This is a genomic window from Pseudomonas sp. GNP014 (assembly GCF_054344005.1).
On record NZ_JBTGUS010000001.1, the window covers coordinates 6,062,134 to 6,086,953 of the forward strand.

The 24,820-nt window shown below is 59.7% G+C and carries 14 protein-coding genes; 4 read left to right on the forward strand and 10 right to left on the reverse strand.

Annotated features, from left to right (window positions below; all coding sequences use genetic code 11):
- Positions 1-17 precede the first annotated feature (17 nt).
- The 5 genes from ACXX9E_RS27355 to ACXX9E_RS27375 all read right to left on the reverse strand — a co-directional run bounded on the left by ACXX9E_RS27355 (position 18) and on the right by ACXX9E_RS27375 (position 15,103).
- A complete protein-coding gene (locus ACXX9E_RS27355; RefSeq protein ID WP_148050917.1) occupies positions 18-314 on the reverse strand; it encodes a hypothetical protein in 297 nt (98 codons plus the stop codon).
- Complete coding sequence (locus tag ACXX9E_RS27360; protein WP_458556491.1) at positions 315-4,040, reverse strand: Ig-like domain-containing protein; 3,726 nt, start codon at positions 4,038-4,040, stop codon at positions 315-317.
- Positions 4,033-8,112, reverse strand: a complete 4,080-nt coding sequence (locus ACXX9E_RS27365) for a Tc toxin subunit A-related protein (RefSeq protein ID WP_458556492.1) — start codon at positions 8,110-8,112, stop codon at positions 4,033-4,035. Before ACXX9E_RS27365 ends, ACXX9E_RS27360 begins: the two co-directional genes overlap by 8 nt.
- Before the next feature lie 49 nt (positions 8,113-8,161).
- A complete protein-coding gene (locus ACXX9E_RS27370) occupies positions 8,162-11,818 on the reverse strand; it encodes a Tc toxin subunit A (RefSeq protein WP_458556493.1) in 3,657 nt (1,218 codons plus the stop codon).
- A gap of 150 nt (positions 11,819-11,968) precedes the next feature.
- Positions 11,969-15,103 carry a hypothetical protein gene (locus tag ACXX9E_RS27375; RefSeq protein WP_458556494.1) on the reverse strand — a complete coding sequence of 1,045 codons (3,135 nt, stop codon included), beginning with the start codon at positions 15,101-15,103 and terminating at the stop codon, positions 11,969-11,971.
- A 459-nt stretch (positions 15,104-15,562) separates the two neighbouring features.
- On the opposite strand from ACXX9E_RS27375, the gene ACXX9E_RS27380 reads away from it, so the two are divergent.
- Positions 15,563-15,931 (forward strand): DUF6124 family protein, encoded by a 369-nt coding sequence (locus tag ACXX9E_RS27380; protein WP_123467276.1) that lies wholly within the window; start codon positions 15,563-15,565, stop codon positions 15,929-15,931.
- Positions 15,932-16,076: 145 nt separating this feature from the next.
- Here ACXX9E_RS27380 and ACXX9E_RS27385 read toward each other — a convergent pair whose 3' ends face one another.
- Together ACXX9E_RS27385 and ACXX9E_RS27390 are read right to left on the reverse strand one after the other, a co-directional pair.
- Complete coding sequence (locus ACXX9E_RS27385; RefSeq protein ID WP_123467324.1) at positions 16,077-16,436, reverse strand: PilZ domain-containing protein; 360 nt, start codon at positions 16,434-16,436, stop codon at positions 16,077-16,079.
- Positions 16,437-16,669: 233 nt separating this feature from the next.
- Positions 16,670-17,056 (reverse strand): tetratricopeptide repeat protein, encoded by a 387-nt coding sequence (locus ACXX9E_RS27390; RefSeq protein WP_123467278.1) that lies wholly within the window; start codon positions 17,054-17,056, stop codon positions 16,670-16,672.
- Positions 17,057-17,229: 173 nt separating this feature from the next.
- Between ACXX9E_RS27390 and pyk the strand changes: the two genes are divergently transcribed.
- From pyk to ACXX9E_RS27405, 3 genes are all read left to right on the forward strand, one after another.
- Entirely contained in the window at positions 17,230-18,681 is a 1,452-nt protein-coding gene (gene pyk, locus ACXX9E_RS27395) for a pyruvate kinase (RefSeq protein WP_123467280.1), read from the forward strand.
- Between the two features lie 240 nt (positions 18,682-18,921).
- On the forward strand, positions 18,922-20,205 hold the full coding sequence (locus ACXX9E_RS27400; protein ID WP_458556495.1) for a hypothetical protein: 1,284 nt from the start codon (positions 18,922-18,924) through the stop codon (positions 20,203-20,205).
- A gap of 31 nt (positions 20,206-20,236) precedes the next feature.
- Positions 20,237-21,559 (forward strand): NHL repeat-containing protein, encoded by a 1,323-nt coding sequence (locus ACXX9E_RS27405; protein WP_458556496.1) that lies wholly within the window; start codon positions 20,237-20,239, stop codon positions 21,557-21,559.
- Between the two features lie 96 nt (positions 21,560-21,655).
- Here ACXX9E_RS27405 and ACXX9E_RS27410 read toward each other — a convergent pair whose 3' ends face one another.
- The 3 genes from ACXX9E_RS27410 to ACXX9E_RS27420 all read right to left on the reverse strand — a co-directional run bounded on the left by ACXX9E_RS27410 (position 21,656) and on the right by ACXX9E_RS27420 (position 24,646).
- Positions 21,656-22,405 (reverse strand): enoyl-CoA hydratase-related protein, encoded by a 750-nt coding sequence (locus ACXX9E_RS27410; protein ID WP_128613705.1) that lies wholly within the window; start codon positions 22,403-22,405, stop codon positions 21,656-21,658.
- A 206-nt stretch (positions 22,406-22,611) separates the two neighbouring features.
- Positions 22,612-23,547 (reverse strand): iron-sulfur-binding ferredoxin reductase, encoded by a 936-nt coding sequence (locus ACXX9E_RS27415; RefSeq protein WP_128613704.1) that lies wholly within the window; start codon positions 23,545-23,547, stop codon positions 22,612-22,614.
- Positions 23,540-24,646 carry a GGDEF domain-containing protein gene (locus ACXX9E_RS27420; protein ID WP_128613703.1) on the reverse strand — a complete coding sequence of 369 codons (1,107 nt, stop codon included), beginning with the start codon at positions 24,644-24,646 and terminating at the stop codon, positions 23,540-23,542. Before ACXX9E_RS27420 ends, ACXX9E_RS27415 begins: the two co-directional genes overlap by 8 nt.
- Positions 24,647-24,820 lie beyond the last annotated feature (174 nt).

Here is a 24,820-nt window from a genome sequence, read left to right on the forward strand (position 1 = left end):
CGTCTTCGCTCCCAGCCTCAGGGCCGCTCGACCACGGTGAATACAAATTGCTTACTGTCGAAAGGCTTTCCTTTGGGGTCACGAATTTGTGCCTGGATGGTCATGCTTCCCGCTGCACTGGCCCTGAAGTTTTCATACGCCTCGCCTCGAATATTGGTTTTAGTTCGCAACTCTTGCTCGACGCCGTTCTTGATCCAGACTACCTCCACGCTCTCAAGGGGCGCTTGACTGACAGCAGAAAAGATCAGCGCAGAGATGAGTGTCAATTCTCCCACCTGAATCACTTGATTTCCCGGTACAGTCAGTCGCTTCACCTAGGGAACATCAATTGGCACCGCTAGAGATTGTATTTCCCAGCCGGCAAGGCCGCCCTTGACCAAGGCTTGTAAAAAACCCTGCCTGATCAAGGGACGTTTGAAGATGACCATTGCGATCCCGTCTTCATTCGTTTTGCTCTGTAAGAGCGAGACGTTTTCAAATGTCCACTTCACCCACACATCCGGCAGAGGTTTCCCCGTCAAGGCCGAAACAACAGTCACACCCACATGGACTTGCTGCCCCGGTGAATCGACGCTGAACAGCGACTTTATTTGACGAGGTTCATCAAGGAAAAACGCAAACGAAACCGATTCCGAATACTGCGCATCGCCCACCGTCGCCGTCAGCTCAATGGCCCCCGGCGTAGTGGGCACAAAACGGATCTTCGCAACCCCGTAGAAGTTCGTCACCGTGGTAACCACGCCCAGCTCCGGGCTGCGCCAGGTTACCGTCAGGCCCGCCATCGGCCTGCCACTGACAGACGAGACCACGCTGATCTGTTCAGACACCGCCTCGCCCCACAGCAGCGTCTGCGTGGCTCGCTGACTGGCAAGGATTTTCAGCACTTGAGTTCCCGACCCCAATGACATTGCATTGGCCGGGGACAGCCTGGCCAGTTTCGATGAGGCCAGGCGCAGGGCAAAGCTGGCGTCCTTCAGATCGCCGGTCACGAAGGTGTAAGGAAAACCCGCGTTGCTGAAAGATATAGGCGTTCCAAGGCCGGGATATTCGAAACGGATCCCAGACTCGGCAGGCCCTGCCCCGCTCATCCCCAGGGTCAGTTGATGATCGAACAAGGGGCTGTTTTGCGCAGCCATCACATGGATGGTGTGCTGAGCGCGGCGGCGCGGGAAGCAGGTTACCTCCCCCCAGGGCTGCGCTGGCTGACCATCGAAACTGACCGTCACGCCCTTCCACGGATCGACCTCCAGCGCTTCGACGGTCATTGACTGCGAATCCCGATAGCCGTCATAGGGGCTGAACAGCGATGCCTGCACCGTTTTCTGCCCGGCAGAGGTGGGCACAAACGGGAACCCGCTCCAGCCATCGGCGGCGGTATTCATTTCGTGGGTTTTTTCCTCCGCCACCCAACTGACGGGGGCCTGATCGACGGCACGGTCGGTGAAATTCGAAACCACCTGGACCCACATCCACGCCGAATCCTCGTTCACTACGGGCTCGATCGGCGATTCACGCCACGCTTCGATGCGGACTTTGTTGTGCGCCAGGTCCATTGGTTTGGGCGTGGCAGCAAAGTCCAGCTGAGGGAGCGCCAGCGACAATGAAAACTGGCCAGGTTGCTCGCTGGCGGAAAAATCCAATGTCCACAGCGCCCCGCCATCACTCAACGGTTGCCCGGCATTCAGCGCTGGCTGCACTGTCGCGGCCAATGCTTCGGCGGAGGTACCCGACCATACCAGCCATGCCTGCAAACCCACCAACGGGCTCAATGCATTGGGCAAAACGTTGAAGCGGTGCCGCGCGCCCAGGCACGGAAAAAGGCTGCGAGAATCCAGCTCAGCGTGGATTTGATCGAGCACCAGACTCAACTCTTCAGTCAGGTCTGCGGCGATCAGACGCCCGGACAATTCCCGTGGCAGCTCAACGCTTTCAAGGCGCAACACCAGATCGAACAGGCTGCTGATGCTGGACTCCGCCGTTGAGGCGAGTTGCCATTGCACCCCTGCCTGTACCAATGCCTTGGGCATGTCCAGATCGGCAGGTTGCAAGCCGATCGCGGGCGCCTCACCTCGCCAGTGCAAACTGATGTTTTTATCGGTCCACGGGCTGCCGCTAACCGGTTCGACTCGCAGCGTATGGATCTGCCCGCGACGACACAGCACGCCCAGCGTATTGCGCTCGACTTCCACCCCGTCCAGAAAAATGTTGACCTGGTTTTTCCACGGACTGGTCGCGACAGCTGTGACATCGAACGACTGCTCGATCGCACTGGCCTCGGCATGTGCCTTGACGCTGGCCGTGACCGTCCTGGCCCCGGCGCTTTTTGGCGTGTAGAGCAAACTGGCCCAGCCACCGGCCCCGGTGACAGTGCGCACGATGTCGTCCTCGGGTGTCTCCCAGTCGACCAACGCATTGGTCACCGGATCGCCGTCCCCCAGGGTCACGTCGTGTAATACCTGCACGCGCAGCAACACGCTTTCTTGCTCATCGACAATCGGAAACTTATTGGCGCCGCGCACCTCGCCGACCTTGACCCGGTTGCGCGCCAGTGACATGGGTTTATCCGGTGACGGCAACAGCAGCTTCGAGCAGACCAGTGACAATACAAACCGGCCGTCACTGCTGTCGTCGCTGGTCAGCGTCCAGACCGTGTCGACGCTGTCGACCGGCACGGGTTGTTCAAGCGCCGGGCTGACCACGACGCCCAATTGCGTCTGGCTATCGCCGCGCCAATGCAGCGACAGTTCAGAGTCCAACAAAGGACTGTCGACAGGCACGCGGATCTGCAAGGGATGGGCACTGCCACGATTCGGATAACCGGTCGCCTCCCAGCCCGTCGCGTTTTCGTCGACAATCACCGACAGCTCACGCCACGGGTCCGTGGCCAGTACGCGGACATCGAAGCGGCGTGAAACCACACCGCCAGCGTAATAAGGGCTGACAACCGACGCTTCGATGACGAACTCACCGGCCTGCGTTGGCTGGTAATCGAAATACGCCCAACCATCGTCACCGGAAACAGCGGCGCCTTTGACGCCTGCACCCGCTTGCGCCCAGGTCACGGTGCGCCCGCTGATGGCCTGCGCGGTGTAAAACGACACCACTCGAACCCCCAATTGCACCTGTTGCCCGTATTCGAAAATCGGGTAGTAAGCCGCGTCCTTTTCCGCCCCGAAAGCCAAACGGTGATGCCCCAGCGATACGGGAATGGTGTAAGCCTCGGCGCGGTACTGGTTGAGCAGGTTCAGCGTCAACTCATGCTCTTGGTCATCGCCGAGGAAGGGGCAGTCGAGCAACCATTGGTCTTGCAGCGGCTGATCAACCTGCCAGTCGGGTGTCGCCAGAATGGCGTCTTGCGGATTGCCCTGGATGATCAGTGCAGCCTTGGTTTCACGCCAGCTATTGTCCGGCTCAGGCACAAAGGTCAATCGGTGAGAATCGGTGTCTGTCGCGCCAATGCACAGGTGCAACGTACGGCCTGGCGCCAGGGTCTCTTGGTCTATCTGCAACGCCTGCAACGCCAGCGGCGCCAGACGCAATTGGATGTCGACGTGGGTGATACGCAGTCTCGAAGCCTCAATATGCGCTTCATTCAGAGGGCTGGTAATTTCAAGACGAAGTATGTCGCCACGCGCAATCGGCAGTTCCAGCGCCTGTTCGTATTTAATCGGCCTGAACTCCAGCGGTTGTCCCGCTGCCAGTCGGGCCCGGTCTTGCTCGCTATTGCGCGAGTCTCCAGGCTTGAGTTCAATCTCCAATAACAACTGCGTATCTCTCCAGAGGCGCAGCCAGCCTGATTCCTCGTGCCGTATCTCACAGAGGAAAGTCAGGGTGTAATGCGCGTCGACGCCGGGGTCTTTGGGCAAGGTCATCTCTTGTCTCACCCAGCCTCCGTCCACGGCTTGCAGAAAGGAGGTGACGTTACCCTCATACATTTCACTGCCGGTGCCGACCAGGCCACTTCTGCTCCAGTGCTCCAGATCGGTAAATTCGCCGTTGCGCACCAGACTCTCGTTCGCTTGAATCACCGGTTCATTCATGATTGCGCACTCCCTTGAGCATTGTGTTTTGACCGGTACGTTCAGCTTTGGTCACCATGTCTTCGACCGTTCGGGCAAAGGTCCGCTCGCCGGCCTTTGCGGTGTAGCGAACACGCAAGATGATGTCCGTCAGCGAGTTCAGCGTGGCCGCTTGCGGGCTTTTCAACGGCCAGGGAAAACTGATTTTCCAACTGGAAACCACCCCGGTATTTTCAAAAGGATTGAGCAAACCCTCGTCGGGTTTCATCGCCGTCAGACCGTTGTCGGCAACGCCTGTGGACAAGGCAATCTGCTGACCGCTACGCAGGTTGAACAACACATCCGAAGGCGCCGTGCCTGTCGGTTTGTGCAAATAGGCCACCGACTGCGCCGTGGCTCGGGTCGCCGTCATGCTGCCGATCTGCAGCAAAGTGGCCCGCACGTCCTCGTAGGGACCGGTCAACACCGGCAGATCGACTTCTACCCCACTGATCTGGCGGCAGTAGTGCCCCGGATGATCACGATCAAACAATAGCTGCGTCAGTTTGAATTCCAGCGTGCCGCTCTCGCGCAATATTTTGAGCGCACTGGCCCAGCCGTCAGCGCCGGTTTGCAAGTCCACCCGGTCCTCGAACAACTGCCGCAGGGAGACGGTCTTCACCAGTTCCAGCCGCCGCTCGTGGCGCTGCAGGTATTCACGCTCCATACGCAGCAAATGCCCACGCAGGTGCTCGCCGGCCGTCAGACCATGCCGATGATCAAGCCAGACATTGGGCAGGGGAATCTGCGCATCGTAATCACCGGTCTCGGCGCTCAGGGATGCCTGGGCGTTGAGGCACAGGCTGATGACGGCATCGTAAGCCTGATAGTGCAAGGCCTTGAGCTGGCCCAACAGCCAGCCGTACAGCTCGGCATTGCTCGCGCGTTTTTTCAGAAAGTTGTAAACCGTCAATGCCTGATCGTTGGCCCTGAGGGTTTGCTCAAGATTCAATCGGGCCGCCGTGATGGCGTAACCCTGCGCCACGATTTGCGCGTCGATGGCCCGCACTTCCGCCAAGGCCTGATCACGTTGCAGCGCCCATTCGTTGCGACGACGGCGATACGCTTCGGTGGTGGCTTGCCTGTCGGCATCCAGCTGCTTCATGTTCGAGGCGATGCCCAATCCGAAGCTGACGGCTTCAAGCACCTGGTCGGCGCGGTGCCCGCCATTGGCGAAGCCGAAAATATTCGGCAGCGCCGCCATCAACGCCGCAGCGGGCTTGATACTGGAGGACGTCACCGCCAGGACTTTCGCTGTGGCCAGGTTGTCCATGACCTCATATTCGTATTGCGAAATATTTTCGACATAGCGTTTGTTGTAGGCTTCGGCGCGCTCGCTGGCCACCAGGCTGCTTTGCTGCAACGCGGTCACATTCGCCTCCAGTTGGGCGATGGATTGCTCCTGCATGGACCGGGCGTAAGCGCCCAATTCGACGATATGGCTTTGCTGCGTCTCTTCCTGCTCGGCACGATCCCTGCGTTCCAGCAGGTTCAGCACCTGGCTGCCGTAATCCTGCAGCGACTGCACCGCACGCAACGCGACCTCGAATATCACCCGCCAGCGGAACGCGTTGACGACCAACCGCCCGCCCATCGGCCGCGGCCCGGCGACACCGCCCGCTGCCAGATCACGCAGTAATTGATTGGGATCGGTGGGCGGGCTGAACAACGGGATATCCAGTGGTTTGCCATCGAGGGTGAGATTGTTGCGCAGGTTATCCAGACGCTGTTGCGGTGCCGCGAACAGGTCCAGCAGTGACTGATTGATCGGTATTTCAAAAGGCCCGCAACCCACCACCCCGAGAATGGGCGGGGTATCGGAAGCGGCAGGAAGATCCGCCAGGCTGTAATCCAGCGTTTGCTCGAACTCATCCAGCGCCGTGCGCGCACCGCACTGGGTCAGCAAGCTCTCAACCGTCGCGGTTTGCCAACGGGTCACGGTGCGTGCCGTCGGTGCCTTGCCCATCAGAAACCCGGCCTGCACATAGCACAACTTGGCCGCCACCAGACTGTCACGGGTCAGTTGCCGGTAATACCAGTCGCCCCATGCCATCAGGTTTCTCACGTAGTCGCTGAACACCAGAACCTTGAAGTGTTCCGGTGCTGCATAACCGATGGCATCCGGGTCGGTGGGGGCCATGGCCTCAAACCCCGGATTGCCCAGGTCCGCCAGTGGACGGCAGCGCCAATACCGCGGTTTCGGATTGACAAGCTTCGCCGGCGTTTGTGGATCGGCGACGGCTTGCGGATCAAACAGGTAATGCAGCCAGACCTGCGCTTCGCCAAAGCGCTCCTCGTCGCGCATACGCGTGGCCATCAAGTGCGGCAGATGAAAAAACAACTCCCAGAAGAACAGACCGTTGGCACCGTCGAAAGCACCGTTGGGCTCGGTGAATACGACGCCGGTAGGCGGTGGTTCGGACAGAAACTGGGTATCCCAATCCAGTACCGCATCCACGGAAATACCGGCGCGCTGTACCAGTTCCGGAGCGAACAGTGAATTCAGACGGGAGAATTTCAGCGCCAGGCCGGGCTGATTGAGAGACAGAAATTGCGCGGCGTCGATGCTGTTTTTTACCAGTGTCGGCGCGGAGAAATCCATGAGATCGACAATGGTCAGGTCAAATGCCTTGCCTCCAAGTTTGCCGGCAGCATCGCCGAAGGAGAAGGTGGTTGCCCCCCAGCTACCGGCTCTTCGCGAGTAGGTCAGCACATCAGTTGTCCAGCCGCCCGCTATTGAAAAGGTTTGAACAACATCCGCAGGGTCATCCTCGGTTCTGAAGTTCAAGGCCAGTTTCATGGTCGCATCGCCGTCGCCCAGTCCCGTTGGCCGGCAAAAACCCTGAACCGTCAGCACATCTTTGCCATCCACACGCAACGCCGTGAATTGCACATCCAGATAGGGCGTCATGGCGCCCAGCGTCGTTACGCGAGAGACCACCGTTACCTGACTGCCGATTGGGTGCTGCACCGTCTCGGCGCTGACAAAACGATGCTGCAGCGCCGATTCCAGCCAGGCACCACCATCGTCAGTGACAGGCTGCATCAGCACATCACGGACGACCTGCGCGCTCAGCTTCTTTTTGTCACTCGTCTCGTCGTTGGTGATCAACACACCCAGCTTGCCCTTGGGGTGCAGATAGTTCTCGCGCACCGTCGCAATCAGCCGCGCACCGGCACTGAGATCCTCTTCATACTCCGCACTGTGCACAGCCAACGGCGCCGACCATTGGCCGTTCTGCGTCATGAATGCCAGGTTGATCTCCAGTTTGTAGGGAATGTATTCGTCCGCCTTCTTAAGGGGCACCCGGTCGCGCCACTCTGCCCAGACCAGACACAAGCGGCCATTCCAGAACACCGGGCGAATATCCAGCACGCGATTACCCGCCGGGATGTCCACCGCCTGCCATTCGCTCCAGGCCGCCGGATTGATGGCCTTATCCATGGAAGTGAGTTCAACCTCGACCTTGCGCCAGAAATACTGGAACGGCTGCTCGCGCTGACGCCCGACAAAGTAATAATCGGCGCGGGCCGGGGTCTTGCCGTTCATGTAGCCGCTGATGACATCCAGATTGCAGGTCTGCTCGAACGTTTGCAGGTAATCACGCAGCGCCGCCTGTGCCGAATCGTTGCTCAAGCGGCTCTGAGTGAGAGCACTCTCCAGGGTTTTGAACAGGCTGGTCTTGCGCTGCCGTACAAAAGGATTGATGAAGTTTTCCGGGTAGCACGCGATCAACTGCACGGCGGCCCAGTCCGGGTAATTGTTGGTGAGTTCCCACTCGGCCAGATGGCGCGGGTCGAACTGGTGCGTGGTATAACCTGGCTCTAGTTTGCGATAAACGGCATGGATGTACTGCTGCGCGCAACTGGTCGCTTCGGCCACCCAGGAGCTCTGCACCGGGTAGGTGTCCAGCGGGTCCATGCGCAGTAGTTCAAACAGGTCATCCGGTGTTTCCAGAAAATCATAAGTCTGTGCGCCGAACTGTCCGATGCAGTATTCAAGCAGCGCCAAACGACGTTTTTCCAACAGCCCGCCAATATTGCTCAATGCCATGATCTTTGCTCCCTGGGGGTATCACTCGGGGTGAAACTGTTGCGCAGGCTCATGCCGGCACCTCATCGCCTTCAAAGGTGATGGCCTCAAAATTGGCAGAGGTGTTGCCGGTTTGACTGAAGACAATGAACACGAATGTCCCGCCAGTAGCGCTGGAGACAAAGACACGCGTCAGCCCTTCCTGATTGGTGAAGCCTTGCGCAGGCCGGATGCTCACACTCTGCCTTTTATTCGAATTGACAGGCCTGTAACTCCAGTCCACCAGCAGGTTTTGGCCAAGATTTCCATAGTTATCCCGCAGCCTGGCGTAGAGCTCGACCTCTTGGCCCCGCGGCACGGTTTCCAGGGGCACTGGGGATTTGTCCCTCTCCGAAAAACTCAGCGAGTCGAAATCGGCCATCACCTGGATGGGCGGAGCGTTCTCGGGCTCAAACAAATCCAGCCAGTATTGCGGCGTGTCCGTTCCCATGACCTTGCCCGGAACAAAATCGGTTTGAAGCACGCCGTTTACATCGGTTTGTTTAGTTTCAACCGTGCCGAGCGTCGCACGCCAATAAACCGTAACGAACTTCAACGCCTGCCCCTCAGCATCCGTGAGGGTCACGGTGTAGGTGGCTTTCGAATCGGACTTGTTGGCTACAACGGTCGAGTTGTCGACGTTGCACGTGATCGTGACCAGTTGTTTCAGGTCGCCCTGCGCCTGGATAACCGGCACTCGCGCCCGAGTCTCGCTCAGCAAGGCCAGTTCCGCCGCTTCGGCGTAGGCCCCTTTGTCGAGCGTCGCGGGCAACCGGCCCATCAGAAAAATCGTCAGCGCATCCATGCCGCTGTCGGCTGACAGCACACGCACGCGCATCAACAGATCCAGTTGTGTCAGGTCCTTCAACACTTTGAGCTCTGACTCGTCAACGCGGCTGACACACTCATTGACTTCCTGCACGCTCCAGCCGAAGAACCCGGCCAGTTTGATCGCGGCGGCCTGTTGCGCCAGACGCGCAGCATGGCCGGTGACTTTCGGCAGTGCATTGACCTGACGCAGATAGTCCAGAAGCGCCTGCTCTGGCTGTTCACTCAGGCTGAACGCCCGTGTGAGCGTGGTGAGGTAATAAAGCGTACGCACGGTGAACGCATATTTGTCCGCCTGATTGAGCCAGGCCAGATGACCGTAATCCAGATAGTCCTGCAACAGCGTGGCGCTCAACCCCAGCGTCGTCGTCACCTCCGCCCGCCGGCGCACCTCGCCCAACAGCGTCAGTAACGGATCCGGTTCTTCGTTGCGCCCGCGTAATGTTTCCTGCACATCGAGACCGACGTGTTCGATCACCTGTCGCAGTAATTGGTAGACCGTAGCGTTTGACCAATCGAGCAGGGCAATGGACCGATCGACCGGAACGCCTGCATAGACAGCCAGGGTCTCCCTGACCAACGACACCTGAGCGTCCCGCGCCTGCAAGACCACACTGAGCATGGTTTCGACAATCGAATCGCGCTGCGGCGTGCCGATGTCACCCAGAGCACTTTCAACCGCCCACGCCAACTTGGCACGCAGGAAGCTCAAATAAGCGTCTGCTGTTCCCACTGGGGCCAATACCAGGCCGTCAGCATCCACGACAGGGTCGAGGTTGTCCGCGTGACTGGTGAGAAAGTCCAGCCAGTTGGCCGCGCCTGCAGAGGGTACGCCGGCCATCAACAAGGCGCCGTTGCTCAACAGCGCCGTCGACAGCAGATTGCGAATCTGCTCGAAAAACTGCCGATCCGACTCCGACGCCTCGCTCATGGGCTGCACCGGTGCCACGTGTTGCAGCATCCACGACACCGACAGCCCGCTGTCCTCGCACCATTGCACACAGCTGGACATGGCCTCGATCAGGTTCAACACATCCGGTGTGCCCGAATTGGGCGCGTGGATGGCCGGCTCGCCTGCGAGAGCAGGAAGCCATTGCTCGTGCTCGCCACCGAGCAATGTCAGCATCAGCAAACCTTCCATCGGTGTAATGTTCAACAGCCGAGGCAACTTCACCAGCCGATAAAAACTGGAAACGATCGCCGCGGTGCGCGTCAGGTCTTGGGAGAGCCCGTGTGCAGAGGCCACCGCTAACGCCAGGTAATGATAAGTCTGCAGGTCGATCGCCAGACCCTCGCACAGTTGGCTGATGGTCAGGTCCGAGACGCCCGGTAGCGGCATCAGCGGAAACGTCGCGCCATCGAGCTTGAACGGTTGGCGGTAGTCGCCCTGATGATTGAAGACCTGATCAAACGGTGACAGCACCTCGGCGCGACCGTAAACCGCCAATTCGTCAATAAACACCGCAAAGTCCGCCGGCGTGCATTGGTAGCGCTCGCGCAGGCTCTGGTAAAGGCCGAGAGCCCGCACCACGCCTTCGGTAATTTCCCAATTGTTCGCCGTTTCGGTGCCGCGACTTTCAGCGCGCATGGCAGCCGCCAGAAGCGCGTCCACCTGATCGAACGGCAACTCCAGCCAGTTGGCCAGACGCACCATTCGGTTCATTCGGTCATAGCCGTTCAGCCCTGCGGCGTCGCTAGGATTTGCTGTCAATTTGTGCAGAATTGACGGGGCTGAACTGTCTTCGGTGAGTCCGATCGCCGAATGCTGGTTCTTGTTGATGTAAATCGAACCGGAATGACCGCTTTCCGCCTCATTGGGCGGTACTTCAGGGGTGAATTTCACATTGGCCGAACGCACCGGAGCAAAGGTGCGCACCGACAACAGGCTTTCGATTGCCCGGGTATCGAGCTTTGTCCGTCCACCGAAGAACGTCACCTGGTTGAGGTTCTGCCAATCCAGCACGTCGGCGCCATAGTTGTCCCGGTAAAAATCGTTACGTTCGCCCACCACTGCGGCCGGCTCAGTCAGCAATTGCCGCTGTTTGGGCCCCAGCCGCGATGCATGGATCATGGCAGCACGCGCAGCATCGGTATCGCCGGGGAGCGGCGACAAAAAATAGGGATAGATCAGATCAACCCGTCGGGAAAAATCACCGACCGACAATCCGTGGTGACGGGCGACCGTGTCGATCGTGACCCAGTGCTGGTAATAGGGCAGACCGTTGGGGTAACGCGCCGCGAGCAACGCATCTTCCAGTGGCACGCCGGGTTGGTGTTCGGAGATGAACGTTTCCAGCACCGCGACAATGATGTCGACCGACGATACCGAGCGGTACACCGCATTGAAATCGACCGACAGCCGCTTCAGATCCTTGCGTCGATCATGCAGCGGCAACTTTTCTGTCTCGACGCCGTAAAGTTCGATACGGTCGCGGATCCAGCGCAACAGATCGATCAGATACGCCACCGGCGAGGTGATCGACTCCAGGCCATCCGGTGGGCACAGCGAATCAAAAGAGGTGGGGAACAGGCGTTCATAACTCGGACCATCGACCATCGCCAGAATCCCGCTCGACCGCGCTGCCTGCGCCCCTTTATCGCCGCTGAGGGTCCGCTGAATGAACTGGCGACGCACGTAGGTGGCCATGCTGTTCAACCGGCGCAGAATTTGCCGGGCATCCTCCGCACCCAGCGTGTGCTCCAGCACCAGGCCCTGAACGCCTTTTTCCACCAGTGGAAAAATCGAGCCTCCCTCCTCAAGGTACTGCCTGAGACTTTCCAGCCCAGCATCCCGGGATTGTTTTTCTTCGCCAAACAACTGCTCGAACAGTTGCACGGCAGGACGGCGCGAATCAGCCATGATCAGGGTTCCTTGAGGCGACAGAAGGTCCGAGCAACCTGACACTTGGTGTCAGGTTGCACATTCGATGAGGAAGATTGAGCGCTTCGACAGCAGCGCCGTCTACTGTCAGATCTGACAGGTGCACAGACCGTTAGTCGGAAACAGACTTCAGGAATCCTTCCGGAGCGGGCGCGCGGACTCCACTTCAAAACGCGCACTGTCGACCCAGTCAGACATCGTTGCGTCGTCCGCGCCGTCAGTCAGGGTCTGCCGGAATCGGTACCAGTGACCCGCCTCGGGCAATGTCTGCGTCGCCTCTGCGTCCCACTGCTGGCCGGTAACGGGCAATTGCGCCCACTGCACATCCGGGTTGTACCAACTGACGGCGACGCCCATGCCCTCCCGGCCGCGACCGGAAAACTGCACCGGCTGGCTGACCCACTTGCCCGCCGCCGGCCGCTCGAGGCTGGGCAAAAACGCCCCCAGCATGACCGGTCGCAGTGCCTCGACCGATTCGAACTCCTGCAGTGACGCTACCGCTTGCAACCGGTAATGCCCCCCGGTGAGGGGGCCGACATCGCTCGCCACCGACCAGGTGCGATCGTCCTGCACGATGGCGCTTGCCAGCACTGCCCGCGCAGCCCCGGCCAACGTCACACTGACGGTATCGCCGGGTACACCGAATCCCGACACCACCACCCACCGTCCGATGACGTCGCCCTCGACCGGGGTTTCGATGAACGGGGCGGCCGGGACGACCTGATAGTTCACAGGTTCGGTATTGTCCGACTCGCGCCGCTTGCCGGTGTCATCCATGAACCATTGCCGGGCCCAGATGGTTTTGTGGCCCACCGGCAAGGTCACTTCGGCTTTCCAGTAGCCCTCCTGGTTCACCGCCACATCCTTGAGCCAAGGCTCGGAGAGACCTTGCAGAAACACATCGACCAGCCCATTCGCCATCCCCGTTCCTTCCAGCATCGCGGTACGTGGCAGCTTGTCGTTCATCGTCGGCTGGGTGATGAACGGAGGCAGCAGTACCACCTCGAACGAGCGCCGGTCACTGTACTCAGAGTGCCGTCCGGCCAGTGTCTGCCGAGCATCGATGGTGTAGCGCCTGAATTCCAGATCGCTCAGATCGATCGACCAGTCACCGTCCTGATCCAGTTTTTTTGGCGCCCCCAGAGGACTCTCGGAAAGGAAGTCACGCAACTGCAACGTGGCGCCTTGCATACCGTTCTGGCCTGCGACCGTCATGACGCGGCCGACTTTCGCGTCGCCTTCGGGCTGAGTGATCACCGGCACCAGCATGGGTAGATGGACGGTAAAGCTTTTCGATGCCGGATCCGAGGGTTGCTCGTCGACGAATTGAGTCACGGTCACGGTATGTACCACGTCCGCGGCAAACGCCTTGTCACGCCGAAATTGCCAGCTGCCTTCACTGACAATGCCCGGGTACACAACGTGCTCTTCGTCGCTGAAGCGGATGTTGACGTCTGCTCCCGGCCAGCATGTGCCACGGAACATGGGTGAGAGGCCATCCTCGAGCGGATCATCCACGCCGGGAGCCCGTGGCGGGATCGTGACCTTCAGTGCCACCCAGGTCGGCGACCACTCTACGCCGATGAACTGCTTGATATGAACTTCCCGTTCGTCCGACGGCCCCCATTGCTCGATGGCCATGCTGGACCATTCCCCGCCCTTCACGACGACATCGGGGGCGGCCAGATGTATGCCGCCGGGATGGTAGAGCCTGACGGTGGCGCCGTTGTAACCTTTGCCGCTGAAGGTGGGTTGGTACTCCCTTGAGAAGTCCGTTTCATACACATCAGGCATTTGCTTGTCGACCGTGTACTCCAATTTGACTGACTCGATCCAGCCATTGGCTCCGTCCCGAACCTTTTGAATGACCTTGAGCTTATAAGTGCCGAATGGCCAGCCTGTCGCGGTTGTTTGCCAGAAGCCGTCTCTGACTACAACAGACGGCGGTGCAGTGACTCCCGAGTCTGAGGGCAGAGTGAATTCGACCGTTGCACTGGAGTGGCCGCTGCCTGAGAACCGAATGCCGCCATCCGCGAGAACGGTCATTTGTGGTTCCAGCAGCGCCGGGGGGCGGATCTTGAAGGCGCGGGGACCGCTGCGCCCGGATTCGTATTCGTCCCGCACGTTTATGGCCACCAACGAGGCGGGCCCTACGGGCACTTGAACCTCGGCACTCCAGTTTGCCTGCGTCAGCACGGCGCTTTCACCGACCGGGGTTGACGTCCCGTCGATGAAAATTCGAACAATCCCCCCGACCCCGCCATTCGATCCAGTCAGGGTAAAACTCTGATTCTGCTCCGTGACAGGAATCATGGAATTTATTGCAGGGGTACCGGGCGGAAATTTGGCATTGACCGTCACCAGATTCGACCAGCCGGGCAATACAGAATTGCCCATCGACTGTTGAGCGATAAACGTAAAGGATCCATAGGGCAAGTCGTGCTGCAAATACGTCGACCAGAGCCCGTCATTGCCAACCTGGGCCTCACCATAGGTAATGATGCCCGAGCCTGATTGATAAATTTTCACGGTTGCAGACGGAAACCCTTGGCCTTCAACCCTGGGTCTGCTTTCCCTTACGACATCATCCTGTTTCGGCTCACGGATGGTAGGGACGCCGTAATAATTGAAACTGATCGGCGTCGAGTAACGAGTAGCCCATCCAGTTTGCGAATGCCTGACCTTGATGCTGTAAGTCCAGGGCTTTAAGCCCTCGCGCACTTTGAGGGTCCAGTTGGCCTGGTTGCCGAGAATCGCCGGACTCATGGAGGCGTTAGTGCTGTCTTCGACGATGTCAAGATAGCCACTCGTAACACCCGTGCCGAAGACTGTTGCTGTCAGTTCATCTTTACCGGTGATAACAGGTAGCTTTCTGACGAATACCGGTTTGTTTCTTGTCTCGGACCAATCGGTTTTGTATTTCCATACCGTGGAATACTCGCCATAACCCTCCGGAAGTCCAATAGCAAGGCATTCGTTCCATTGGCGGCCCTTGTACCAGACCCCCTCAAGCAATTTCACGTAATATCCGTTGGGGCCGTAGTAATCAATCCAGACCTGATGCTCTCCGTCAGACTGCGGGACATTGAAGATGATCGAACTGTTGGTATCGACGGTTTCGGTAAACTCCCAATCCCGAATTTGCAAAGGCCCGACATACAGTCCGTCCGGACTCACCCCATCCGAGAGAAGCGGCGGTTCTTGATTGGCGCCAAACACGTCGGCCTCGCCGGGTGCACCTTCCAGATCCGTATCCTTTGACATGACTCTGCCCTCATCGTCGCTATGTCCGAGAGGTATGTGTACGCCGCCGGATAACCGGCTGCCTACCTGTAAAATCTGACAGTCCCGACAGACGGTAGCTTTTCCTACAACGCAGGCTGGCAACGTCCTTCAGCCATACGCACATGGCTACAGTGCCTTGCGCCGTTGCCTACACATCCCTCAGAATCCGCCGACTTGTGCGCTTTGGTGATGCCCCGTAACTTGGTCCGTGCCGCTGCCAATCAGTGGTCGGGTTTAGTCGCCCAGGGGTGTGTCACCAATGTGTATAAGCGTCATCCAGTCGGGTATTCCCTATCCCCGCACTCGATGGTGGCTGTTCGCAGGGCGCTTCGGCGCGCCGGTTTTTGGTGATACCCCCCGGTCGACTAACCTGCGTCCAGCCGCCACCCTTCGTTTAGTCGCGAAGTGGTGAAGGCCCTCACTACAAGGGTTATCACTATGTTCAAAGACACACCGAATCCCCCGGCAACCGACCCGGTTTCCCCCTACACCTCAGCCGATTCAAAAAAACTCAACGAGGCCGCCGAGCGCGCCCTCGACCACTACCTCAAACCCGAACCCCCATCGCGCAACTCCGTGGATCGCGGCATGCAGATGTTCATGGTCAGCCCCGACCTCAACCCCGAAGCCGTGGCCATCCAGACTTACGAAACCTTTTCCTCGGTCAGCATTCTGCTGCTCGACCTGGCCGACAGCCTGGACGACAAGCCGCGCCATCTGGCGATGGCGATCTATCAATTGAGCGAAATGGGCCTGTTGCTGGCGGAGAAGACGCTCGACCGTGAGCGGGCGATTGCCGTGACCTGATCGTTAACCCTGCGGGCCTGCACTGCCGCCATCGCGGGCAAGCCCGCTGCCACAGGTTCTGCGCGCGGACACAACCTCCGAGCGCGACGAAAACCCTGTGGGAGCTGGCTTGCCAGCGATAACAATAATGACGGCGCCGCCGCACTCAGGCCGAGGCCGGCAACGGCTGAAAGCTGAAGTACTGACGCAACGCCTCGACCAACTGCCCGTATTCGGGCGGCGCTCGCAGCAGACTGAAACCGGCGTCGTAATGCAGCGGCGTCGCATCCTCGTGGCACCACAGGCATGACGCGGCCAGGTCGATCACCTGCTGGCAACCGTCACCGCAGGGAATTTTCAGGCGCAGATGGAAATCCGCACCGACCATCATCGGCAACTGGCTGATCAGCATCAGCCCGTCTTCGGACACATTGCCCAGAAAACCGATGGGTTTGTCGGTGACGCTGTTGAACACTCTGAGGAAGTACGGCAGCTGATGCCGTTCGATCCGGCGGTCGGTAAACATGATGCGCAGTTCGTCCTGCAAGGCTCCCTCACAGAGCCGCACCCTTGCTTCGGAACGCGCCTGTGTCGCAGGCACGCTCTCCCCGCTTCCGGTGTGACGGTCGCTAATACGCCATCACCTTACAACTGCCAGTCGCAGGTGTTGCACGGGTCATCGCGGATTCACCGGCGACCCGATTCATTCGACTATAGCTCAGCCTGTACAACCGGCCAGCTTTTGTATGACAACTGTCATCAAGAGCCCGTCGGGCGCACCACCGCTGCTGCGCTGCGGGTCGGGTAATGGCCCAGGCTCTGCAGGGTTTCCAGACGGGCGCGGGCGCGGAAGGCGTATTCGCTGTTGGGGTACGAGGCGATGATGAACTGATAGGTTTGCGCCGCATCGACAAACATCTTCTGCCGCTCCAGGCACTGGCCGCGCATCATCGACACTTCCGGCCACACATACGGGCGGGCACGGCTGGCGCGTTCGACCTTGGACAGTTCGAGCATCACCTGCTCGCAATTGCCACGGTCATAGGCACTGTAAGCGTTGTTCAAATGATGGTTCATCGACCAACGGGTGCAGCCCGTGACGGCGAGGACGCTGAGGGCAAGGGCGGCAATGGGCAACAATCGCATGGGGGTTCTCCTGTCTTGAGCTCTGTATCGACCCATGGTCGGAAATCTTCAGGCGCGTTTGTCCCAAAGTTGCCGCGTTCAATAAAGAAAATGATAAGTAGTGCAAACGAACAATGACTACACCCAAAGAGCATAGTAGCCTTCGCTGGCGCTTGAACCTGAGGAGTCTTTGCATGTCCGTCCGTCGTACCAAAATCGTCGCTACCCTTGGCCCGGCCAGTAACTCGCCGGAAGTTCTCGAACAGCTGATTCTGGCTGGCCTGGACGTCGCCCGTCTGAACTTCTCCCATGGCACCCCCGACGAGCACAAGGCTCGCGCAAAACTGGTGCGTGACCTCGCTGCCAAGCACGGCCGCTTCGTCGCCCTGCTCGGTGACCTGCAAGGCCCGAAAATCCGTATCGCCAAATTCGCCAACAAGAAGATCGAGCTGAAGATCGGTGACAAGTTCACCTTCTCCACCAGCCATCCGTTGACCGAAGGCAACCAGCAAGTGGTCGGCATCGACTACCCGGACCTGGTCAAGGACTGCGGCGTGGGCGACGAGCTGCTGCTCGACGACGGCCGCGTGGTGATGCGCGTCGAAACCGCCACCGCCACCGAACTCAACTGCGTGGTGACCATCGGCGGCCCGCTGTCCGACCACAAAGGCATCAACCGTCGCGGCGGCGGCCTGACCGCGCCGGCCCTGACTGAAAAAGACAAGGCCGACATCAAGCTCGCAGCGGAAATGGAAGTCGACTACCTCGCGGTGTCCTTCCCGCGTGACGCGGCCGACATGGAATACGCCCGTCAACTGCGCGACGAGGCCGGCGGCACCGCCTGGCTGGTGGCAAAAATCGAACGCGCCGAAGCCGTGGCCGACGACGAAACCCTCGACGGCCTGATCAAGGCGTCCGACGCGGTGATGGTTGCCCGTGGTGACTTGGGTGTGGAAATCGGCGACGCCGAGCTGGTGGGCATTCAGAAGAAAATCATTCTGCATGCACGCCGCCACAACAAGGCGGTGATCGTCGCGACCCAGATGATGGAGTCGATGATCCAGAACCCGATGCCGACCCGCGCCGAAGTGTCCGACGTGGCCAACGCCGTGCTCGACTACACCGACGCCGTGATGCTCTCGGCCGAATCCGCCGCTGGCCAGTACCCGCTGGAAGCCGTGCAGGCGATGGCGCGCATCTGCGTCGGCGCGGAAAAGCACCCGACCGGCAAGACCTCCAGCCACCGTATCGGCAAGGAATTCACCCGCTGCGACGAAAGCATCGCACTGGCGACCATGTACACCGCCAACCACTTCCCGGGCGTCAAGGCGATCATCGCCCTGACCGAAAGTGGTTACACCCCGCTGATCATGTCGCGCATCCGCTCCTCGGTGCCGATCTACGCCTACTCGCCACACCGCGAGACCCAGGCGCGTGCGGCGATGTTCCGTGGCGTGTACACCATCCCGTTCGACCCGGCTTCGCTGGAACCGCACGAAGTCAGCCAGAAGGCGATCGACGAACTGGTCAAGCGCGGCGTAGTGGAAAAAGGCGACTGGGTCATCCTGACCAAGGGCGACAGCTACCACACCACCGGCGGCACCAACGGCATGAAGATCCTGCACGTGGGCGACCCGCAGGTCTGAGTGACCGGTTGCTGAAAAACCAAAGCCCCGCCGTGTGAACGGCGGGGCTTTTTGTTTTCCGGCCCATCAAAAAATCGCAGCCTTGTGCAGCACCTGCACGTGATTGGCGGGGTCCTTTCAAGCGTGGCCGCAGCTGCAATTTTGTGGCAAGCACTGTGTCAACTGTCAGATCTGACAGTAGACGGGGCAAGCATTCGGGCAGTTACTTGAGTCGAGAATCCTCTACTCAAGGAGAACGCCATGGATCACTCGAACCGACAGGCACCAAAAGCGGGAACGCTGGATGAAGACTTTGCCGACGCTGGCGTTTTCCGGCTGACGCTGCCGGCCCTCGGACGGCAAAGCCATGTGGGGGGGATCAGTTCGGACAGCGCCTCGACACGCTTGTATTTCGCAGGTCAGGCAGGCTCCGGGGTCACTGATCAGGCTTACGTTCTGGGCTGCCTGACGCTGGACGGCAAGCTGGACCCGACCTTTGGAAACGAGGGCATTGCCAGTGGTGCTTTTACCGTCAGAACCGAGTCCAAGGGGCGATCGGTCATCTGCCTGAGCGACGGCAAGAAACTGCTTCTGGGCACCGTCGCTGAAAGCAGACCTGCACTGGCGCGCTTTACATCCGCAGGTGTGCTGGATAGCACGTTTGGAGACCAGGGCTACGTCATCCTCCGGTTGCCCGCAGGTGCTGACGAACAGACCGCGAAGGCAGCCAGTGGTAGCGAACAGGCTTCATCGGGCAGCATCGTGTCGCTGAACGACGGAAAAATCCTCGTGGTGTACACCTACGCCATTACGCACGGAGAGGACACACAGGCGTTCCTGTACTTGCTCAACAGCGATGGTTCTCTGGACACCTCCTTCAATAACAAAGGCTATGTTCAGGTCCTCTACCCGGGTGCGGCGCCTGCCGATGTAAAGGTGCGCAACGGCTTGATCGATCAGGATGGCAAGCTCGTCATCTGCGGCGCACTGGCACCCCGCTCCGGCACATCCGCCGCCCTGTTTGCACGCTACCTGCGCGACGGCAGCCTCGATCCGCAGTTCGGCAACAACGGGTTTGTCATTGAGCCGATGTCGGGGTCTCCGGTTCTTGAGTGCGTGATCCAGCAACCGAACAAGCGGCTGCTGGGCATCGGCAAAACCGGCACTGAAGGTCTCCTGATCAGCCTGGAACCGGATGGTGAATACAATATCCAGTTCAATCGCGGCAAGCCTCTGCTGACCCGATTGGAGTATGCATCCACCTACTGGAGCAGCGGGGTCATGCAACCGGACGGCAAGATCGTGCTGGTCGGTAAATACCAGCAGTCCGACCAACCGTCCCCCGCCGTCATCGGCAGAATGTTGAGCGACGGCTCGTTCGATTCAACATTCGGCAACGCCGGCTGGGTGGGCACGCCATTTACCGGGGCGCTTTCTTTCGACAGCCTCGCGCTCCAGGCGGATGGAAAAATCGTAGTGGCCGGAACCTACCTCAAAGACTCGACGAATCAAGGATGGGTCCTGCGTTACCACGGGCGTGACTGAACAAGGGGCGGGCTATTTCAAGGAGATGAACATGAGCATTGATTCAAAGGTTTTGCGCAATGAAGGACAGCTCGACCCCGCCTTTGGTGACGGCGGCCTGGTCTTGCTGAATGCTCCCGGCGCTCCCGAAGGCAGCGTTAACCCCAAAGGCATGGGCGTTGATGCTGACGGTCGACTGTATGTGGTCGGCGATGTGCAGCTCAAGCGTCAGCGGGTTGATTACTACTGCGTGAGGCTGACGGCAAACGGGATGATCGACCCGACATTTGGCAAGGACGGTTATGTCATCGCGGCGTTTGTCGAAAACGATGAAGGGCGCTCCTACTCGCAGATCAGCGAGGTGGTTGAACTCAGCGATGGAAAAATCTTACTGATCGGCCACTATTACGATGGCACCTTCAACACCTGGAAAGGCCTGATCCGTCTGCATCCCGATGGCACTCCGGACTCGACATTCGGCAATAACGGCACAGTGCTGATTGCACTTGGCAGCATCGGCGAGATTCAGGCGCACAGTTTTGAAGCGCCGTCGACCTCCTCCGGCATCGCTGCCGCAGGTAACAGTGTGATTCTGCCTGACGGCAAAATCCTGTTGCATGAACCTGTGTATGACGGCGTGGAAGAAACCCAAACGGCGATCATTCGCCTGACACCGGACGGTGCGCTCGATCCCGACTTCAACCAGACGGGCATCGTCCGGATTGCCTTTGCCGATTTTGCGCATACCCACCTCACCGACGTTCTGGTCAGCGCTGACGGCAAATACGTATTCAGTGGTTATTGCCGGGACCTGGCTAATGAAGGATCCCGTGCGCTCTTCACGAGATTGCTTGCCACTGGCGCAACTGACGTCTCATTCGGCAACAATGGCTATCGGTTAATTGAACCGCAGGAAGCTTCAATGAGCTTTCTGTTAGAACGTCTTGTTGCGCAGACGAACCAACGCTTGCTTGGCATCGGTTACACGCTGGATGACGCAGAATGCGGTTTGTTGGTCAGTCGTGAATCCGATGGCAGTGCCAACATCCAGTTCAATCGCGGCAAGCCGCTGCTGACCAGTCTGGACGACCGTGAAACTTACTGGCATCACGCGTCTGTCCAGAAGGACGGAAGCATTCTGGTGTATGGCCACATTTATAAGCCCGCGCAGGTCGTCGTGGCCCGATTCACCGACGCCGGCATCCTGGACAAAAACTTTGGTGCGGGCACGGGCTGGCTGCAGTTCGATGCCGACCCCTTCGGGATGGCGTCCGCCTTGATCACGGATCGCACGGTGCTGTTTTTTGCAGCAGTCCGCGTCAATAATCATCACCAGTTGGGGGTTGCCAGGGGGCTTATCGCCCCGCAAGCATGACTGAGCGACCCCTGAAGAACCCATTGGTCGCCACCTTCGCCAGCGCTGTCGGGTCAACACACACCTGCGGCCGTTGCTGTCGAAGGCAGCGATCTTTCACTGCCGCTTGATAAACCCGGTCAACGCCGCCAGCGCTTCCGGCGAACGCAGCCGCTGGGTGAACAGCGCGCCCTCCTCCTCGATCACCTGGCGGATCAATTCACGATCCGGCGCCTTCATCAACTGCTTGCTGATCCGCACCGCTTGCGGCGGCAATTCATCGAAGCGCAGCGCCATTTCCCGGGCCTTGGCCAAAGCCGCAGCGCCACTGCCCAACGCCTCACTGGCAATGCCCCACGCCGCCGCTTGCTCGCCGGTAAACCCTTCGCCGAGCAGCAACAACTGCGCCGCCCTGGCCTGACCGAGCAGGCGCGGCAGAATCAGGCTGGACGCAAACTCGGGGCACAGGCCAAGATTGACGAACGGCATGCGCAGTCGTGCGTCGCGGCTGACGTAGACCAGATCGCAATGCAGCAACAGCGTCGTGCCGATGCCCACCGCGGCCCCCGCCACGGCCGCGATCACCGGTTTGCGACATTCGAGCAGGTTGAGCATGAAGTGAAACACCGGGCTATCGAGGTCGCTCGGCGGTTGCTGGATGAAGTCGGCAATGTCGTTGCCGGCGGTGAAGCACTCGGCACTGCCGGTGATCAGCACGGCGGTGATCGCAGGATCGCTGTCGGCCTGTTTCAGCGCCTCGGCGAGCCGGCTGTACATGGCGCGGGTCAGGGCGTTTTTCTTGTCCGGACGGTTAAAGCGCAGGGTCAGTAAACCGCGTTCGCGCTCCAGCAGGATGGCTTCGGTCATGGCATCTCTCAACAGTGCCGGGTTGCGAAGTTCAGTGAGGGTGAAGGGAGGCTGTGGCGAGGGGGGTTATCGCCGTTTGAGTGCGCAGCGCTCACAAAATCATGGGGCCACTGCGCAGCCCGGCGGGGATAAATTCTCTCGCCACAGACACTTCCACAACACAGGCCCCCTCATCAGAGGCTCTTCGAACCCATGAATATCAGCGCTTAACCGCGGGACAGAAACACATCGGCCAGCAGTTGATTGCGCGGCAGTCCGGCCAGATACAGACGCTTTGCAAAGGCATCGACACTGGCGGTTGAGCCGCAGACTAAGGCCAGGGTTTGCCGGGATACAAGGCGCAGTTGCGCCAAAGCGGCGGCTGACTCGGCCGCCGTCCACAGCTCGACACTGAGGTTTTCGCGCTGCGCGGCCAGTGCCATCAGGGGTTTGGCCAGATAGTGTTCGCTCGCCTCATGGGCCACATGAATGATGCGAATCGCGCCCTGGTGATCCTGGCGCAAGGCTTCGCGCAACACCCCGAACAATGGGCCCAGGCCAGTGCCGGCGGCCAGCAGCCATAGCGGCCGGCTGTGCCAGTCCGGGTCGTAATGCAACGCGCCGCCGCGCAGTTCGCCGAGGCGCACCGGGTCGCCGATCTGCAGACGTCGAGCGGCATCGCTGAATTCGCCGGGCTGGCGGCAGTCGAGGTGAAATTCGAGAAAGCGGTCTTCTTCCGGCAGACTCGCCAGCGAATACGGCCGGGCGATGTGATCGAGCCACAGCACCAGGTGTTGTCCGGCGCTGTAGCGCAACGGGCGTTGCGGGGTCAGGCGCAGGCGCAGCACGCTGTCACTGAGCCAGTCCAGCGCCTCGACTTCGGCGGGGCGTCCGTCGGTGAGCGGATCGAAGGTGTGCACCTGCAAGTCTTCGACCACCTGACACTGACAGGCCAGCCGCCAGCCCTGCTGGCGTTGCTCGGCGCTCAAGGCGTCCGGGCGATTGTCCGCCGGCAGGCCTTGCACACATTGCACCAGACAGGCATGGCAACTGCCGGCGCGGCAGCTGTAAGGCACGGCGACACCGTTCTGATTAAGGGCGTCGAGCAGGTTGCTGCCCGCCGCCACCGACCACTGTCGTTCACCGACACGAAGTTCAGGCATCGACATTCTCCCAGGCCGCCGCACAGCGATTGCGCCCGTCACGCTTGGCCCGGTAAAGCGCTTGATCGGCACGTTGCAAGGCGTCGTCGAGATCGTCACCCAGGCCGAGCAAGGTCATGCCCGCCGACAGGCTGAGCGAGCCCACATTCAGACCGACCAGTTCGACATCGGTGAAGGCGATGCGCAAGCGCTCGCAGCAGGCGGTCAGGCGTTCGGCGTCGCAATCGGGCAGCAGCAGCACAAATTCCTCACCACCATAACGCGCCAGCACATCGCCGTCGCGCAGACAGGCCTGAGCGACACCGGCGAATGCCTGCAACACCTGATCGCCGGCGGCATGGCCGTGCAGGTCATTAATGCGTTTGAAATGATCGAGATCGATCAGCGCCAGGCCGTGCACGACATCGCTGTCCATCGTATTGAGTTCGCGCGAGGCCAGGCGCAGAAAGTGCCGGCGGTTGAACAACCCGGTCAGCTCGTCGGTGGCAACCAGGTCTTCGAGCTGACGCATCATCCCGCGCAGGGTGTCCTGATGCGCCTGCAAGGCAAACCGGCGCTGACGCATGCGTTGGCGCGAGACTTGAACGAAGCGCGCGTACAGCACCAGCCACGCCAGCACCATGGCCAGAATGCACACCTGCAACGCGGCGAGTGCCGGCTCGCGCAGGCGAAACTGATAGGCGTCCCACAGCGTGATCGTGCAAAAACTGAAGAACACCAACAGCGCACAGCGGATGAACGCCCGCCGACTGAGGTGAAACAGGCCGAACAACAGGATCAGCACGTAAAACACCAGAAACGCGCCGCGGGCTTCATCCAGATGCGCCATCAGCCAGGTTTGCCAGCCGAGCCCGAGCAGCACCTGCGCTTCGGTCAGGCTGGGGTCGGAAAAGCGCTGGTTGCGTCCGCTCCAGAACAGCGCGAACAGCGTCGCCTGACTGATCACCACCAGCGCGCTGCCAGTGGCCACGGAGCTCAGGGACTGGTCGTAATGACCGGTGAAAAACGTCAGCCACAGCAGCAGCAAAGCCAATCCATAGGTGGCCGCAGCAAGGGCGAAGCGTTTGAGCAAAAGACGTTGAATGGCGTTATGGGTCAATCGTTGACTCACCGTGCGATAAGAGGCTGACCGAGTGTCCTACTCTACAGACCGGCTGCCACTTTAGTGGCGTAGTCGATAAATGACCACCGATTTTCGGGCTCGAAAATTGACGTCAAATGCATGACCTGAAAAGCCCCTCACCCTAACCCTCTCCCGGAGGGAGAGGGGACT

Excerpts from the sequence above, each read along its gene's own strand:
- ACXX9E_RS27360 (WP_458556491.1), bottom strand. The coding sequence starts at position 4,040 with ATGAATGAACCGGTGATTCAAGCGAACGAGAGTCTGGTGCGCAACGGC.
- ACXX9E_RS27365 (WP_458556492.1), bottom strand. The coding sequence starts at position 8,112 with ATGGCATTGAGCAATATTGGCGGGCTGTTGGAAAAACGTCGTTTGGCG.
- ACXX9E_RS27370 (WP_458556493.1), bottom strand. The coding sequence starts at position 11,818 with ATGGCTGATTCGCGCCGTCCTGCCGTGCAACTGTTCGAGCAGTTGTTT.
- ACXX9E_RS27375 (WP_458556494.1), bottom strand. The coding sequence starts at position 15,103 with ATGTCAAAGGATACGGATCTGGAAGGTGCACCCGGCGAGGCCGACGTG.
- ACXX9E_RS27380 (WP_123467276.1), top strand. The coding sequence starts at position 15,563 with ATGTTCAAAGACACACCGAATCCCCCGGCAACCGACCCGGTTTCCCCC.
- ACXX9E_RS27385 (WP_123467324.1), bottom strand. The coding sequence starts at position 16,436 with ATGTTTACCGACCGCCGGATCGAACGGCATCAGCTGCCGTACTTCCTC.
- ACXX9E_RS27390 (WP_123467278.1), bottom strand. The coding sequence starts at position 17,056 with ATGCGATTGTTGCCCATTGCCGCCCTTGCCCTCAGCGTCCTCGCCGTC.
- pyk (WP_123467280.1), top strand. The coding sequence starts at position 17,230 with ATGTCCGTCCGTCGTACCAAAATCGTCGCTACCCTTGGCCCGGCCAGT.
- ACXX9E_RS27400 (WP_458556495.1), top strand. The coding sequence starts at position 18,922 with ATGGATCACTCGAACCGACAGGCACCAAAAGCGGGAACGCTGGATGAA.
- ACXX9E_RS27405 (WP_458556496.1), top strand. The coding sequence starts at position 20,237 with ATGAGCATTGATTCAAAGGTTTTGCGCAATGAAGGACAGCTCGACCCC.
- ACXX9E_RS27410 (WP_128613705.1), bottom strand. The coding sequence starts at position 22,405 with ATGACCGAAGCCATCCTGCTGGAGCGCGAACGCGGTTTACTGACCCTG.
- ACXX9E_RS27415 (WP_128613704.1), bottom strand. The coding sequence starts at position 23,547 with ATGCCTGAACTTCGTGTCGGTGAACGACAGTGGTCGGTGGCGGCGGGC.